Origin of the sequence: Isoptericola sp. 178 (assembly GCF_030586525.1) — a bacterium.
Lineage (GTDB): Bacteria > Actinomycetota > Actinomycetes > Actinomycetales > Cellulomonadaceae > Isoptericola > Isoptericola sediminis.
In genome coordinates this window covers 340001-354625 of the sequence record NZ_JAUQYN010000002.1, presented here as the reverse complement: position 1 = coordinate 354625, position 14625 = coordinate 340001, and the positions used below count along the sequence as shown (strand labels likewise).

12 protein-coding genes are annotated in these 14625 nt (G+C 71.1%); 3 read left to right on the top strand and 9 right to left on the bottom strand.

The window, feature by feature from the left end:
* The gene (gene ahcY, locus Q6349_RS06190) at window positions 1–1533 is read right to left on the bottom strand and encodes an adenosylhomocysteinase (protein WP_304603337.1); all 1533 of its coding nucleotides are present in this window, start codon (window positions 1531–1533) and stop codon (window positions 1–3) included.
* A gap of 134 nt (window positions 1534–1667) precedes the next feature.
* Between ahcY and Q6349_RS06185 the strand changes: the two genes are divergently transcribed.
* Window positions 1668–2918 carry an acyltransferase gene (locus tag Q6349_RS06185; protein ID WP_304603336.1) on the top strand — a complete coding sequence of 417 codons (1251 nt, stop codon included), beginning with the start codon at window positions 1668–1670 and terminating at the stop codon, window positions 2916–2918.
* An 87-nt stretch (window positions 2919–3005) separates the two neighbouring features.
* On the opposite strand, the gene Q6349_RS06180 is transcribed toward Q6349_RS06185, so the two are convergent.
* The 3 genes from Q6349_RS06180 to Q6349_RS06170 form a co-directional block, all read right to left on the bottom strand.
* On the bottom strand, window positions 3006–3932 hold the full coding sequence (locus Q6349_RS06180) for a glycine betaine ABC transporter substrate-binding protein (RefSeq protein WP_171247379.1): 927 nt from the start codon (window positions 3930–3932) through the stop codon (window positions 3006–3008).
* A gap of 124 nt (window positions 3933–4056) precedes the next feature.
* Window positions 4057–4950, bottom strand: coding sequence for a proline/glycine betaine ABC transporter permease (locus Q6349_RS06175; RefSeq protein WP_304603335.1), 894 nt, complete (start codon window positions 4948–4950; stop codon window positions 4057–4059).
* Window positions 4950–6143, bottom strand: a complete 1194-nt coding sequence (locus Q6349_RS06170; RefSeq protein WP_304603334.1) for a glycine betaine/L-proline ABC transporter ATP-binding protein — start codon at window positions 6141–6143, stop codon at window positions 4950–4952. The genes Q6349_RS06175 and Q6349_RS06170 overlap by 1 nt, the downstream gene beginning before the upstream one ends.
* A gap of 405 nt (window positions 6144–6548) precedes the next feature.
* On the opposite strand from Q6349_RS06170, the gene Q6349_RS06165 reads away from it, so the two are divergent.
* Both Q6349_RS06165 and Q6349_RS06160 read left to right on the top strand, forming a co-directional pair.
* Entirely contained in the window at window positions 6549–7214 is a 666-nt protein-coding gene (locus Q6349_RS06165) for a YoaK family protein (protein ID WP_304603333.1), read from the top strand.
* On the top strand, window positions 7211–8998 hold the full coding sequence (locus tag Q6349_RS06160) for a gamma-glutamyltransferase family protein (protein WP_304603332.1): 1788 nt from the start codon (window positions 7211–7213) through the stop codon (window positions 8996–8998). The genes Q6349_RS06165 and Q6349_RS06160 overlap by 4 nt, the downstream gene beginning before the upstream one ends.
* A gap of 31 nt (window positions 8999–9029) precedes the next feature.
* On the opposite strand, the gene Q6349_RS06155 is transcribed toward Q6349_RS06160, so the two are convergent.
* The 5 genes from Q6349_RS06155 to Q6349_RS06135 form a co-directional block, all read right to left on the bottom strand.
* On the bottom strand, window positions 9030–10136 hold the full coding sequence (locus tag Q6349_RS06155; protein ID WP_304603331.1) for a sulfotransferase family 2 domain-containing protein: 1107 nt from the start codon (window positions 10134–10136) through the stop codon (window positions 9030–9032).
* 136 nt (window positions 10137–10272) lie between these two features.
* Window positions 10273–11247, bottom strand: a complete 975-nt coding sequence (locus Q6349_RS06150) for a sulfotransferase family 2 domain-containing protein (RefSeq protein WP_304603330.1) — start codon at window positions 11245–11247, stop codon at window positions 10273–10275.
* A gap of 100 nt (window positions 11248–11347) precedes the next feature.
* Window positions 11348–12658 carry a sulfate adenylyltransferase subunit CysN gene (gene cysN, locus Q6349_RS06145; protein WP_171247384.1) on the bottom strand — a complete coding sequence of 437 codons (1311 nt, stop codon included), beginning with the start codon at window positions 12656–12658 and terminating at the stop codon, window positions 11348–11350.
* Window positions 12659–12661: 3 nt separating this feature from the next.
* The gene (cysD, locus tag Q6349_RS06140) at window positions 12662–13564 is read right to left on the bottom strand and encodes a sulfate adenylyltransferase subunit CysD (protein WP_304603329.1); all 903 of its coding nucleotides are present in this window, start codon (window positions 13562–13564) and stop codon (window positions 12662–12664) included.
* A complete protein-coding gene (locus tag Q6349_RS06135) occupies window positions 13561–14445 on the bottom strand; it encodes an inositol monophosphatase family protein (RefSeq protein ID WP_304603328.1) in 885 nt (294 codons plus the stop codon). The genes cysD and Q6349_RS06135 overlap by 4 nt, the downstream gene beginning before the upstream one ends.
* Window positions 14446–14625 lie beyond the last annotated feature (180 nt).

Genomic DNA, 14625 nt, shown 5'->3' with positions numbered 1-14625 from the left:
TCAGTACCGGTAGTGCTCCGGCTTGTACGGCCCCTCGACCGGGACGCCGATGTAGTCGGCCTGCTCCTTGCTGAGGTCGGTCAGTCGGACGCCGAGCGCGTCCAGGTGCAGCCGCGCGACCTTCTCGTCGAGCGCCTTGGGCAGCCGGTAGACCTGGCGGGCGTACTGGCGCTCGTCGGCCGGACGGGCCATGTCGGCGAACAGCTCGAGCTGTCCGATGACCTGGTTGGCGAACGAGTTCGACATGACGAACGAGGGGTGGCCGGTGGCGTTGCCCAGGTTGAGCAGCCGCCCCTCGGAGAGCACGATGACCGACCGCTCGGCACGGCCCTCGGCGGCGGGCAGCGTCCACTCGTGCACCTGGGGCTTGATCTCGGTCTTGACCACGCCCGGCACGGCCGCGAGGCCGGTCATGTCGATCTCGTTGTCGAAGTGGCCGATGTTGCCGACCACGGCCTTGTCCTTCATCGCCAGCATGTGCTCGACCCGGATGACGTCCTTGTTGCCGGTGGTGGTGACGAAGAAGTCCGCCTCGCCCACGACGTCCTCGAGCCGCGCGACCTGGAACCCGTCCATCGCGGCCTGCAGCGCGCAGATGGGGTCGACCTCGGAGACGATGACCCGGGCGCCCTGGCCGCGGAAGGCCTCGGCGGCGCCCTTGCCGACGTCACCGTAGCCGGCGACGAAGGCGACCTTGCCGCCGATGAGGATGTCCGTGGCGCGGTTGATGCCGTCCGGCAGCGAGTGGCGGATGCCGTACTTGTTGTCGAACTTGGACTTGGTCACCGAGTCGTTGACGTTGATCGCCGGGAACAGCAGCTCGCCGGAGTCCGCCAGGTGGTAGAGGCGGTGCACACCGGTCGTGGTCTCCTCGGTGACACCCCCGATCTGCTCGGCGACGCCGGTCCAGCGCAGGGGGTCGATCTCGAGGTCGCGGCGCAGGAGGTCCCGCACGACGTTCATCTCGTGCGTGTGGTCCGGCTCCCCGGGCAGCGTGTTCGGCGGCACGGCGCCGATGCGCTCGTACTGGAGGCCGAGGTGGACCAGCAGGGTCGCGTCCCCGCCGTCGTCGAGGATCAGGTTCGGGCCCTCGCCCTCGGGCCACACCAGGATCTGCTGGGTGCAGTCCCAGTACTCCTCGAGCGTCTCGCCCTTCCAGGCGAAGACGGGCACGCCCCGCGGGTCCTCCGGGGTGCCGTCGGGGCCGACGACGACGGCGGCCGCCGCCTCGTCCTGGGTGCTGAAGATGTTGCAGCTCGCCCAGCGCACCTCGGCGCCGAGCGCGGTCAGCGTCTCGATGAGCACGGCGGTCTGCACGGTCATGTGCAGAGACCCGGCGATGCGGGCGCCGGCCAGCGGCCGCGCCTCGCCGTACTCGGCGCGCAGCGCCATGAGGCCGGGCATCTCGTGCTCGGCGAGCCGGATCTGGTGCCGGCCGGACTCCGCCAGCGCGAGCGAGCGGACCTTGTAGCGGCCCGGCACCTCGTCGAAGCCGGCGGCCGGTCGGCCGGTGGTCGCAGCGGTGTCGGTCATGGGTGCCCTCCTGGGACGTCGTGGGTCTCGTGTCGCGCGCTGGGGGCTCCCGTCGGCGCTGGTCCCCAGCCTAGCGGCGACCGCTCCGGCCCTCTCGCTGGATTGTTACCCAAACGTGACCTAGAGTCCCGGGGATGGTCTCGAGCACCCACACGGCACCGCGCATGCACGTCCTGGACGTGCTGCGCTTCGGAGCGGCGCTGGCCGTGGTGCTCTACCACTTCACCGCGACACCGACGGCGGACCGGTACTGGGGCGTCGACGTCTCCGTCCTCTTCGCGGGCGTCAGCGAGGTCACCCGGTACGGCTGGCTCGCCGTCGAGACGTTCTTCGTCATCAGCGGTTTCGCGATCCTGTGGAGCGTCCAGGGACGCACGTTCGCCCAGTTCACCGGCTCCCGCGTCGGTCGCCTCTACCCGGCGTTCTGGGCCTGCGTGGCCGCCACCGCCGTGCTGCAGAGCCTCTGGGACGCCGGCCGTCACCTGAGCGCGGCCGAGACCCTCGCGAACGCGACCATGGCGCCCGACCTCTTCGGCGCCGAACCCTCCCAGGTCGTCTACTGGACACTGCTGGTCGAGCTGAAGTTCTACCTGCTCATCGGCGTCGCGCTCGCCGTCGGTCCCCTGACCCGCGGCCGGGCGATCGCGCTGGCCCTCGGCTGGCCCGCCGTCGGGATGGTGATCAGCGGTCTGGGCTACCCCTGGCTGGCCGAGCTCCTGTCCGCCCGGCACGCCGTCTACTTCGGCATCGGGATGCTGCTGTTCGTGCTCTGGCGGGACCTGACCGGCCGCAGCGAGGAGCCCTCCGTCGGACGACGTGCCCCGTCGACCCGGGCGGTCGGCGCGGCCCTCGCCGTCCTCGTCGTCGCCGGGGCGGAGCGGGTGGTGCACGCCGCCGGGCTCGCCACCGAGCTGCAGGGCGTCGAGGTGGACCCCGTGGTCTCCGTCGGCGTCCTCCTGGCCGGCATCGCCCTCGTCGCCGCCGCCACCCATCCGCGCGCCACCGTGCGCCACCGTGGCGCGGCGTCGGCGTGCGTCACCGCCGGCGCGCTGACGTACCCCCTGTACCTGGTGCACACGCAGTTCGGGTGGGCCGTCACCGAGTGGCTGAGCACGGCCGGCGTCGGCACGTGGCCGACCCTCGCCGCCGCCGTCGGCGTCTCCCTCCTGCTGGCTGCCGCGATCCATCACGGGGTAGAGCAGCCGTCCTCCCGGCCCCTGCGCCGTGCGGTCACCGAGCGCCTGCAGGACGCGGCCCCGCTCGCTCGCCCGGCCCTGCCGGACGATGGACGTCCCACGCCGCCCGGGGGCGCGGCGCACGACCACGGTCGCGTGGTCGCCGGCACGACCGCCGGGACGGCGCCGCTGCACGCGATGCTGCGCTGAGAGGTGCCCGCACGACGCAGCGCCCGCCCCGGCGGACCGGGACGGGCGCTGCGGTGCCCGACGTCGTCGGGCGGTGACGTGGAGGCGTCAGCTGTCGATCGAACCGACGGCGTCCCCGTTCTCCTCGAGCCAGGCCTCGACACCGGCGGCCGGGTCGTCCGGGTTGTCGTTGACGACGGAGTTCTCGAGCGTGCCGAACTGCTCGTCGTCCAGCGTCATGCCGCCGATCCAGTCAGCGACCTCGGGGTACTCGTCGGAGAACCCTTCGGTGGCGAGGAAGTGCAGGCCCTCGGAGTCGCCGAGCGCACCCTCCGGGTCCTCGAGGTCCTTGACCGGGTAGGCGGAGTTCGCCCAGAACGGCCGCCACAGCGTGACGACGATGTCCTCCTCGTTCTCCGTGGCCTGCTCCAGCTCCGTGAGCATCGCCGTGGTGGAGGACTCCTGCAGGGTGTAGCCGGCCTCGTCCAGACCGTAGGTCGGGATGACCGACTCCTTGGTCACGCGGGTCAGGCCGGCACCGGGCTCGATGCCCACGATGGTGCTGTCGAACATGTCCGCGTTGTCCGCGAGCTCGTCGATCGAGTCGATGTCCGTGTACTCCGGCACGGCGAAGGTCAGCTTCGCGTTGTCGTAGTACGTCGAGAGGTCCTCGATGGAGCCCTCGTACTGCTCCATGTAGTCCGCGTGGGTGACCTCGGGCCAGGCCGACGGATAGATGTCGACGTCGCCGTCGGCCAGGGCGGTGTACAGCACACCGGCCTCGCTGATCTCCTGGTGCTCGACCGTGTAGCCGGCCTCGGTCAGCTTCGCGTCGAGCAGGTAGGCGGTGCTCAGACCGTCGGTCCAGGCCGGGATGTAGCCCAGCGTGATGGTGCCCTTGTCGCCGCCCTCGGCGGAGGACTCCTCGCCGGAGCCGCTGCCGTCGTCGGAGCTGCAGGCGGCCAGGGTCAGGCCGAGCGCCGCGACGGAGGCGAAGGCGACGCCGTGGCGAAGATGCTTGCGATGGGTGCTCATGTGATGAGTTCCTTCCGTGTCGGGGGACGAGGTCCCCGGTCAGGGACGGTGTCCCGTGACGTGTGCGTCCCGGGCGGGACTGTCCTGCCCGGGCAGGACGTGCAGGGGTTCTGGGGGTGAGGGATCAGACCGTGGCGGGGGCGGCCCGGCGGTTGCGCACCATGGACACCAGCGAACGCCCCGTGGGCTGGCCGATCGCACCGGTCACCCGGTCGAGGAAGATCGCCAGGATCACGACCGACAGACCGGCCTCGAAGCCGAGGGCGACGTCGATGCGGGAGATCGAGGACACGACCTGCTGGCCGAGGCCACCGGCGCCGACCAGGCCGGCCACGACGGCCATCGACAGGGCCAGCATGATGACCTGGTTGACGCCGGCCATGATCGTGGGCAGGCCCAGCGGGAGCTGGATCCCGCGCAGGATCTGCCAGGGCGTGCCACCGAAGGCCTCGCCGGCCTCGACGGTCTCGGAGTCCACCCCGCGGATACCGAGCTCGGTGAGCCGGACCCCCGGGGGCAGGGCGAAGACGATCGTGGCGAACACGCCGGCCGCCACGCCGATGCCGAAGAAGATGACGACCGGCACGAGGTAGACGAAAGCAGGCATCGTCTGCATGAAGTCGAGGATCGGCTTGACCACCGTGCTCACGCTGTCGCTGCGGGCGGCCAGGATGCCCACCGGCACGGCGATGACCACGGCGATCGTGGTGGCCACCAGCACCAGGGCGAGCGTCTCCATGGCCGGCTCCCACATGTCCATGCTCACGATGAGCAGGGTGCCGAGCAGGGTGAAGAGCGCCAGGCCCCACGACCGCACCAGCAGCGCCAGCACGGTGAAGATCGCGACCCCCACCAGCGGCGGCCACGAGAGCAGGAGCTCGGTGATCGTGTCGACGAACGTGAACAGGAAGGTGCTGATCCCGTCCAGCACCCCGCCGAAGTTGTCGGTGATCCAGTCGATCCCGTCCTCGACGGCGTTGCCGACCGGGATGTTGGGGACGGCGGACATCGGGGTCATCACTTCGCTCCTGCCGGGTCGAGAACGGGCTCACCGTCGGCGGGGCCGTCGCCCTCGCGCTCGACGGACCCGTCGAGGTCGTCGGTGGTGGGTCCGGACAGCGCGCTGAGCAGCGTCACCCGCGGGATGATGCCCTGCAGGCGGCGGTTCTCGTCGACGACGGCCAGCGGGGCCTTGCTGGCCGCGGCGTGGTGGAACAGCTCGGCCAGCGGCGTGTCGGTGCCGACCTCGGCCACCTCCATGTCGCTGAGGGGCAGCCGGTCGCTCCCGGCCCGGACCGCCTCCGCGACGTCGTCCTCCCACACGATCCCCTGCACGCGCCGGTCGCGGCCGGTCACGAGCAGCGAGGAGGTCTGGTGCTCGCGCATCAGCTTGTGGGCAGCCTTCGGGCCGGACTCGCTGCCCACGACGGCGACGGGACGCTCCATCACCGCGCCGGCGCTGAGCACGCGGCTGCGGTCCACGTCCGCGACGAACTGGGCCACGTAGTCGTTGGCCGGCTCGTTGAGGATCTCCTCGGAGGTGCCGATCTGGACGACCCGGCCGTCGCGCATCATCGCGATGCGGTCGCCGAGACGCATCGCCTCGTTGAGGTCGTGCGTGATGAACAGGATCGTCTTGCCCAGCTCGGCCTGCAGCTCGAGGAGCTGGTCCTGCATCTCCTTGCGGATCAGCGGGTCCAGGGCGCTGAACGCCTCGTCCATCAGCATCACGTCGGTGCCGGCCGCGAGCGCACGGGCCAGGCCGACGCGCTGGCGCATGCCGCCCGAGAGCTGGCTGGGCATGGACGCGCCCCAGCCTCCGAGGCCCACCATGCCGAGGGCCTCCTCGGCCTTGGCCTCGCGCTCGGCCTTGTTCACGCCGCGCAGCGTCAGCGGGTAGGCGGCGTTCTCGCCGACGGTGCGGTGCGGCAGCAGGGCGAAGTGCTGGAACACCATCGACACCTTGCTGCGACGCACGTCGCGCAGGCCGTTCTTGGACAGGTGGGTGACGTCCTGCCCGTCGATCGTGATGACGCCGTCGGTCGGCTCGAGCAGGCCGTTGACCATGCGGATCAACGTCGACTTACCGGAACCGGACAGACCCATGACGACGAAGATCTCGCCGGGCTTCACGTCGAAGGTGGCGTCGATGACCGCGGCGGTCAGTCCCTCCTTGCGGAGCTGATCGCGGTCCGCGCCCTCTTTCAGCATCCGGACACCGCGTTGCGGTCGGCGCCCGAAGATCTTTGTCAGGCCACTTGCCTCGATGGCTGGCACAATTCTCCCTGGTCAGGGGGCATTTACTGGTCGTCGGACTCGGCCGGGGCCAGGCCCGTGCAGGCTGCGACCACCGGCTCGTCGGGCCGGTCGGTCACGAGTCGACACTCACGCACTACCCATCACACTAAGCGATATCTCGCGGGGACCGGCGGGGACCCCTGGAGCGGGCCGATGATCTTTATCACGATGTGTACCAATTTGTTATCGAGATGTGATCTGGCGCGCCTCGGGACAAGACATATCGGAAACATGGGCGCCCTTTGACCGGTGAGCGGCCTCACGATGATCCGGTCGGCCGTGTGCTCGACGTGCCCGCGTCGGGCCTAGGGTGGCGGCGTGCCTCGCGACCGCCTCCATCTCGGCCTCATGCTCGCCCTGACGTTCTCCACGGGGATCGCGGACGCCGTCGGCTTTCTCGGCCTCGACCGCGTCTTCACCGGCAACATGACGGGGAACGTGGTCATCCTCGGCATGGGCGTCGCCGGCGCCGACGACCTCCCCGTCGTCGGCCCGCTGCTGGCGTTCGTCACCTTCCTCGCGGGCGCCGGGCTCGGCGGCCTGGTGCTGCGCGCCGACGACGTCGGGTGGTCCGGACGCACGACGGCCTGCTTCGGCGCGGTCGGCGCGGTGCTCGTCGCCCTGACCGTGCTGCTCGGCGTCCACGACACCGACATGCCGCACGGCATCCAGCTCACGGTCACCGGGATGCTGGCGGGCGCAATGGGTCTCCAGGCCGCCGCGGCCCGACACCTCGCGGTCAAGGAGATCACCACCGTCGTGGTCACGAGTGCCATCACCGGGCTGGCCATGGACTCGCGACTCGTCGGGGGCCACGGACGTCACGTCGGCCGCCGGGTCGCGGCGATCGTCCTGCTCGGGGCCGGCGCCGGTGTCGGCGCCGCGCTGCTGCAGATCCACCTCGCCCTCGGCGTCGCCGTCAGTGCAGTGATCGCGCTGGCCGTGACCGTCGTCGGACACCTTCGCGGACAGGAGACCGCATGACCTTCACCCCACCACCCGCCTCGACCACCCGGCCCGACCTGCAGGGCACGTTCGGGATGGCCGCCTCCACGCACTGGCTGGCCACCGCGAGCGCCCAGTCGGTGCTGGAGCGGGACGGCAACGCCTTCGACGCCGCCTGCGCGGCGGCGTTCGTCCTGCACGTCGTCGAGCCGCACCTCAACGGACCCGGCGGCGACCTCGTCGGCCTGTTCAGCACCGCCGACGAACCCGACGACCCCCGCGTCCTCATGGGGCAGGGCCCGGCACCGGCGGGCGCCACGATCGACCACTACCGCGACACCGAGGGACTCGACCTCGTCCCCGGCTCCGGCGCCCTGGCCGCCGCCGTCCCGGCCGCGGTCGACGCCTGGCTCGTGCTGCTGCGCGACCACGGCACCTGGACCGTGCGCGACGTGCTGGCCTACGCCGTCGGCTACGCCCGCGACGGCCACCCCGTGCTGCCGGCCGTGGCCGCGACCGTCGAACGGGTCAGCGGGCTCTTCGCCGAGCACTGGCCGACGTCGGCGGCGCGGTGGATGCCGGACAGCCGGCCCCCACGCGCCGGCGAGACGGTCACGAACCCCGCCTACGCCGCGCTGCTGGAGCAGCTCGGTGACGCCGCCGACGGCGCACCCTCCCGGGGCGCCGGGGTCGAGGCCGCCCGAACCGCCTGGCGCGAGCTGGTCGGACCCGCCGTGGAGGAGTTCGTCGCGACGCCGCACCGGCACGCCGACGGGCGCGACCACGCCGGCGTGATGACGGCGGCCGACGTCGCGGGGTCGTGGGCGGGCTACGAGCAGCCCACGACGACGGAGTTCCGGGGCCGCACGATCGTCAAGACGGGCGCCTGGGGCCAGGGGCCCGTACTGCTGCAGGCACTGCGCCTGCTGGACGGCTTCGAGGACGACCGGCTGGACGTGGCCACCGAGCTCGGCGCGCACACGGTGCTCGAGACGCTCAAGCTGGCCCTCGCCGACCGGGACGCCTGGTACGGCGACACGGACGTGCCGCTGGACCACCTGCTGTCCGCCGCCTACGCGGCGGACCGTCGTGCACTCGTCGGCGACCGGGCCTCGCACGAGCTGCGGCCGGGCAGCGTCCCGGGGCGCACCGCTCCCCCGCTCCCGCCGCTGCGCACGGCCGGGGCCGCCGCCTCGGGCACCGGCGAACCGACCGTCCAGGTGAACGGCACCACCCGCGGCGACACCTGCCACCTCGACGTCGTCGACCGGTGGGGCAACATGATCAGCGCCACTCCCTCCGGGGGCTGGCTGCAGTCCTCCCCCACCATCCCGGCGCTCGGCTTCTGCCTCGGCACCCGGCTGCAGATGACCTGGCTGGACGAGTCCTCGCCGTCCCGGCTCGCCCCCGGCGTGCGGCCGCGCACGACGCTGTCGCCCACCCTCGTGCTCGACGGCGGCCTGCCGGTCATGGCCTGCGGCACGCCGGGCGGCGACCAGCAGGACCAGTGGCAGCTGCCGTTCCTGCTGCGCGTGCTGGTGGGCGGGTACACCCCGCAGGAGGCGATCGACGCCCCGACGCTGCACACCACCTCGATGGCCGACTCGTTCTGGCCCCGCGCCTGGACACCGGGCGGTGCCGTCGTCGAGTCGCGGCTCGGCGCCGACGTGATCGACGGGCTCGCACGGCGCGGCCACGTGCTCACCGAGGCGGGGCCGTGGTCGCTGGGCCGGCTGTCCGCGGTGACCCGGGACGCCGCCGGTGGCCTGCTCGGTGCCGCCGCGAACCCTCGCGGGGCGCAGGGATACGCCGCCGGGCGCTGAGCGCTGCCGACGCGTCGCGGTCCCCCGGTCTTCATCGACGTGCCCGACCGGAGGCTCTCGCGAGGATTCGTCGTCCGCGGCGCAGGACCGCGCGAGCGAAGCCCCGGACCGTGCGGCGCTCCAGCGCAGCCTCGAGCTCGACGACGCGCCGTCGAAGGTCATGCTGACGAGCCGTCGCGCGATCGAGACGACGCTCGAGCCGCGCGAACTCGGCACGATGGGAGGCGGCCTGACGACGCGCCGTCGCCGTCGCCTTCTCGAGCCGTCGGGCACGGCTCTCGGCACGACCCCTCTCGGCGCGCAGCTCGCGACTTGCGAGCGACAGGTCCGCGACGCGACGCCCCGCAGCCACCCGAGCCGCGACATCGCGGAAGGCGTCCTTGCTCCATGCCGTCCGGCGCTGCACCGTGCGATCGAAGTCCCACCACTCGCCGAAGCGTTCGAGATCGGCGGCGTAGAACTCCTCGAGCCGGGCCCGCACGGGCGGTTCGAAGACTCGCCCGGCGATCGCGAGGGGGGTGCCGTTCTCCCGCGCCAGCGACGGCCGGACCTCGACGCCGATCGTCCCGAGGTGGCGCCCGAGATCCTCGAGCATCTGCTCGAGCTCTGAGATGTCGTAGATCCGGCTGTACGGCACCGTCGCCTCGTGGAGCAGGTCGACTTGGGGAGCGAAGTGGGAGTCCGTGACCAAATCGAGGTCGGTCCGCGCCCCCAGTGCGTCGACGAAGCGGGCGAAGTCCTCCTTCACCTCGTCGCTCGTGGTGGGCACGCGCGGCAACCATGGCCGGTCGGGGAACTTGACGGTCGTGTGCAGCGGGTTGCCGACGAGGAACTTCGACTGCCATGCCGACCAGGCCCGGACGCGCGGGTCACGCACGACGGCGAAGACGAACCATCCGTCCGGGGAGATGCGAGCGCGCTCGGAAGCGGTGAGTTCGCTCAGCGAGCGCACGCCGCGCCACGCGGACCGCCGGTGGACCGTCTGCCACGGCGTAGGCGCCATACCAGTGCCCCGGTAGAACACCTCGGGATCCTGCCCGCTCAGGTCGGCGAGCATCCATTTGATACTCGTGCTGGCGTTCTTCGCCACGTCGACGAAGACGATCCGATGCTCGGTCAGCACCAGCGAGTTCTCCACGTCGGCCGCATCCGCGGCAGTTCGCGGCCCGCCCGGTACCGTGGGTCCGGCGTCTGGGGGATCCATCATCTGGTGCGCCGTCCTTCCAGGTGGCGAGGCCGCCTCGGGCTCCGCATCCTGTCCGGCAGTTCAGCTCTCAGGGCCGACGCCCGGCGGCGCCACGCACCCGTCGGCGGACGCGCCGGCCGAGCTCACCCACGAGCTCCTTCGCCGGGACGCTGTCCACACCGGCCGCCACCGGAGCCGGCCCCGCCTCCGCCGCGCGACGCTTCGCCCGCTCTCGACGGCCGATCGCGAACAGATCGGCGATCCGCTCGTTGTGGGCGACGCGCTGGGCGATGTCGGTCATGGTGGTCCGGTCCCACGAGATCGACCGGTCCAGGGTCGGTGTCAGGTCCCACAGATCCCCGAACCGCTCGAAGTCCCGGGCGTATATCTTCTCCAGCTGCTCGAGCACGCCGTGGTCGAACACTTCGCGCCCCGCGGGGAGCGGTGTGTCATTCTCCCGCGGCATGGCGAGCTCCTGGGCGATCCCCCGACGCTCGAGGTGGCCGCCGAGATCCTGGAGCATCTGCGGCAGCTCACGCATCTCGTAGATCCGGTCGTACGGGATGCTGTCCTCGCTGAGGCGGTTCGCCTGCGACCGGAAGTGACCGTCCCGCACTGGACCGTCACCCTGCTCCAGCGCGTCGACGAAGCGACGCCAGTCGTCCAGGACGTCGTCCGCGTCCTTCGGCACGCGCGGCAACCACTCAGCGCCCGCGAACTTGCGGTGCACGTAGACGGGGTCACCGACGAGGAACTTGGACTGCCACGCCGACCAGGCCCGCAGTCGCGGGTCACGGACGACCGCGAAGACGAACCAGCCGTTCTCCTGCGAGATCTCGGCACGGCTCTCCGGGGACATCTCGGAGAGCCGCCCCACCCCCTTCCACAGACGCCGGTTGTGCACGAGCATCCGACGGCTCTGCTCGTCGCTCAGCGCACGGCGGAAACCTTGCGGGTTCTGCCCGCTGACCTCCGCCAGCATCCACTTGATGCTGGTGCAGGCGTTCTTGGGCAACTGCGTGTAGAGGATCTTCTGGTCGGGGAAGACCCACGTATTGCGCAACGTGGCCGTCTCAGCGGTGGCTGGGCCCTGACGTCGGGTCATTCTCATCTCCAGGGGTGAACGATGCGGCCGGCCCCTCACTGGGGCCGGCCCCGGCCGATCAGGACGAGTGCGGCAGCCCGCCGATCATGCCCGCCGCCACCGTCCGGTTGGTCGACTCGTCCACGAGGATGAACGACCCCGTCTGGGGGTTCTGCTGGTACGGGTCGACGAACAGGGGCTGCGTCACCCGGAGCTGGATGCGGCCGATCTCGTTCAGCTTGATCTCGGTCGCCTCCTCGTCACGGTGCAGCGTGTTGACGTCGACGCGGTAGTTGATGTCCTTGACCATCGCCCGCGCCCACCGCGTGGTGTGCTTGATCGCGTACTTCTTGCCCTTGACCAGCGACGACTCGGAGTCCATCCAGCAGATCTGCGCGTCGATGTTCTGCAGGGCCGCCGGCGTGTTGTTCGGTCGCGCGATCATGTCCCCACGGGAGATGTCGATCTCGTCCGCCAGGCGGACGGTCACGGCCATCGGGGGGTAGGCCTCCTCGACCGGACCATCGGCGGTGTCGATCGCCTCGATGGTCGTCTCGAGGCCGGCCGGCAGCGCGACGACCTTGTCACCGGGCTTCATGACGCCGGACGCGACCGTGCCCGCGTACCCGCGGTAGTCACGGGCGTCGTGCGACTGCGGCCGGATCACGTACTGGACGGGGAAACGGACGTCCATGAGGTTGCGGTCCGAGGCCACGTGCAGCCGTTCGAGGTGGCTGAGCAGGGCCGGTCCGTCGTACCAGGGAGTGTTCTCCGACCGGTTGACGACGTTGTCGCCTTCCAGCGCGGAGATCGGGATGAACGTCAGGTCCGGGACACGCAGGCGGGACGCAAACTCCGTGAAGTCCCGGCGGATGTTCTCGAACACCTCCTCGTCGTAGTCGACGAGGTCCATCTTGTTCACGCAGACCACGATGTGCGGCACGCCGAGCAGCGTCGCCAGGAACGTGTGTCGGCGCGACTGCTCGATGACGCCCTTGCGCGCGTCGACGAGGATCAGCGCGACGTCGGCTGTCGAGGCGCCCGTGACCATGTTCCGGGTGTACTGGATGTGCCCCGGGGTGTCAGCGATGATGAACTTGCGCTTCGGCGTCGCGAAGTAGCGGTACGCGACGTCGATCGTGATGCCCTGCTCCCGCTCGGCGCGCAGGCCGTCGGTGAGGAGGGCGAGGTCGGTGTAGTCGTTACCGCGGTCCTTCGAGACCTGCTCCACCGAGTCCAGCTGGTCCTCGAAGATCGTCTTCGAGTCGAACAGCAGGCGGCCGATGAGGGTCGACTTGCCGTCGTCGACGGACCCGGCCGTCGCGAACCGCAGCAGGTCGATGGAGCCGTCGGTCAGAGCCTCGGCGGTGGTGTTCTCGGTCGTGGTCATGGCTTAGAAGTAGCCCTCTCGCTTGCGGTCCTCCATCGCGGCCTCGCTCACCTTGTCGTCGCCACGCGTGGCGCCGCGCTCGGTGATCCGGACGGCCGCGACCTCCTCGACGATGGCCTCGAGGGTGGTCGCCTTCGACTCGACGGCGGCCGTCAGGTTGGCGTCACCGACCGTGCGGTAGCGCACGGACCGGACCTCGGAGGTCTCCCCCTCCTTGAGGGGCGTGAACTCGTTGACGACGAACAGCATGCCGTCGCGCTCCACGACCTCGCGCTCCTGGGCGAGGTAGAGGTCCGGGATGTCGATCTGCTCGGCCGCGATGTAGGACCAGATGTCCAGCTCGGTCCAGTTGGACAGCGGGAAGACCCGGATCGACTCGCCCTGGTGGACCCGGCCGTTGTACAGGCTCCAGATCTCGGGGCGCTGGTTCTTCGGGTCCCACTGACCGAAGTCGTCGCGGAACGAGAAGACGCGCTCCTTGGCCCGCGCCTTCTCCTCGTCGCGACGGCCACCGCCGAACGCGGCGTCGAAACCGTGCTTCTCGACGGCCTCCAGCAGCACCGGCGTCTGGATGCGGTTGCGCGAGCCGTTCGGCTCCTCCTGGACCAGGCCGCGGTCGATCGCGTCCTGCACGGAGGCGACGACGAGCTGGATCCCGAGGTTCTCCACCCAGCGGTCACGGCAGTCGAGCACGGTCTGGAAGTTCAGACCGGTGTCGACGTGCATGATCGGGAACGGGATGCGCGCCGGGGCGAAGGCCTTCGCCGCCATGTGCAGCATCACGATGGAGTCCTTGCCGCCGGAGAACAGCAGGACGGGACGCTGCATCTCCGCCGCCACCTCCCGGAAGACGTGGATGCTCTCCGCTTCGAGGCTGCGGAGCTGGCTCAGGACGTGGGACGTCACGACTGGGCACCTTCCTTGATCGCCACGCCGACCTCCTGCAGCGCCGCGCGCAGGTGCGCGGTCAGGGCCGGGTGGCAGACGAACAGATCGGGGAGCCAGGGGTCCTGGCGGTTGTACTCGAGCGGGGAGCCGTCGAGCCGGGTCGCCGTGTGGCCGGCGGCCAGCGCGACACCGACGGGCGCCGCCGAGTCCCACTCGTATTGTCCACCACCGTGGACGTAGGCATCGACCGTGCCGTCGACGGCAGAGACCACCTTGACGCCGGCCGAGCCCATCGGCACCAGCTCGACGTCGTCGCGCCGGGCGAGGTCGGCGACGAACTGCGGGGGCCGGGAGCGGCTGGCGGCGATGCGGAGCGTGCGATCGCCCGCCAGGACCGCCTCGGCGGCCTCGTCCAGGTCCTTGGCCGACGAAGGCGTCACCGTCGTGTGCACGACCTGACGGGCCGGCAGCGCGACGGCGGCTGCCGCGAGACCTCCGGGACCGGCGGTGGCGTCCTCCTGGCCGCGCACCCAGAGGGCGACGTGCACGGCGAAGTCGTCGCGCCACGAGCCGTCCTCGGTGCGCTCGGCGAACTCGCGGGTGCCGTCCAGCGGGTCGATGATCCAGACCCGGTCGGCGTCGAGCCGAGCCGCGCCGTCCTTCGCCTCCTCGGACAGGACCGCATCCTCCGGGCGGGCGTGCGTCAGGGCGGCGGCCAGCCAGCTCTGGGCGGCCGCGTCGCCGGCGTTCTTCAGCTCCCGGGGGTCGAAATCGCCCCCGGCGGCGTCGACGTCGGCGCGCAGCGCGCGGAGCACATGACCGGCTCCGTCGGCGAGGGCGGCAGCGAGCTCAGCGTCGTCCAGGGAAGGATCGGGATGCGCCGGAGAGGGCGTGGTCATCGAACTCCTCGTGTCTCGGGGCTTGACGCACGACGGGTCAAGAACTCGGCTGAGGCTACCATTGCGGCCATGTCTTCCCCCGTTCCGGTCCACCGTGCGGGCCCACTGCTGCCACGGCTCCACCGGGGACCTTCGGAGCCGTCTCCGGTCGTGGCGCCGAGGATCCGGGCGGGATCACCT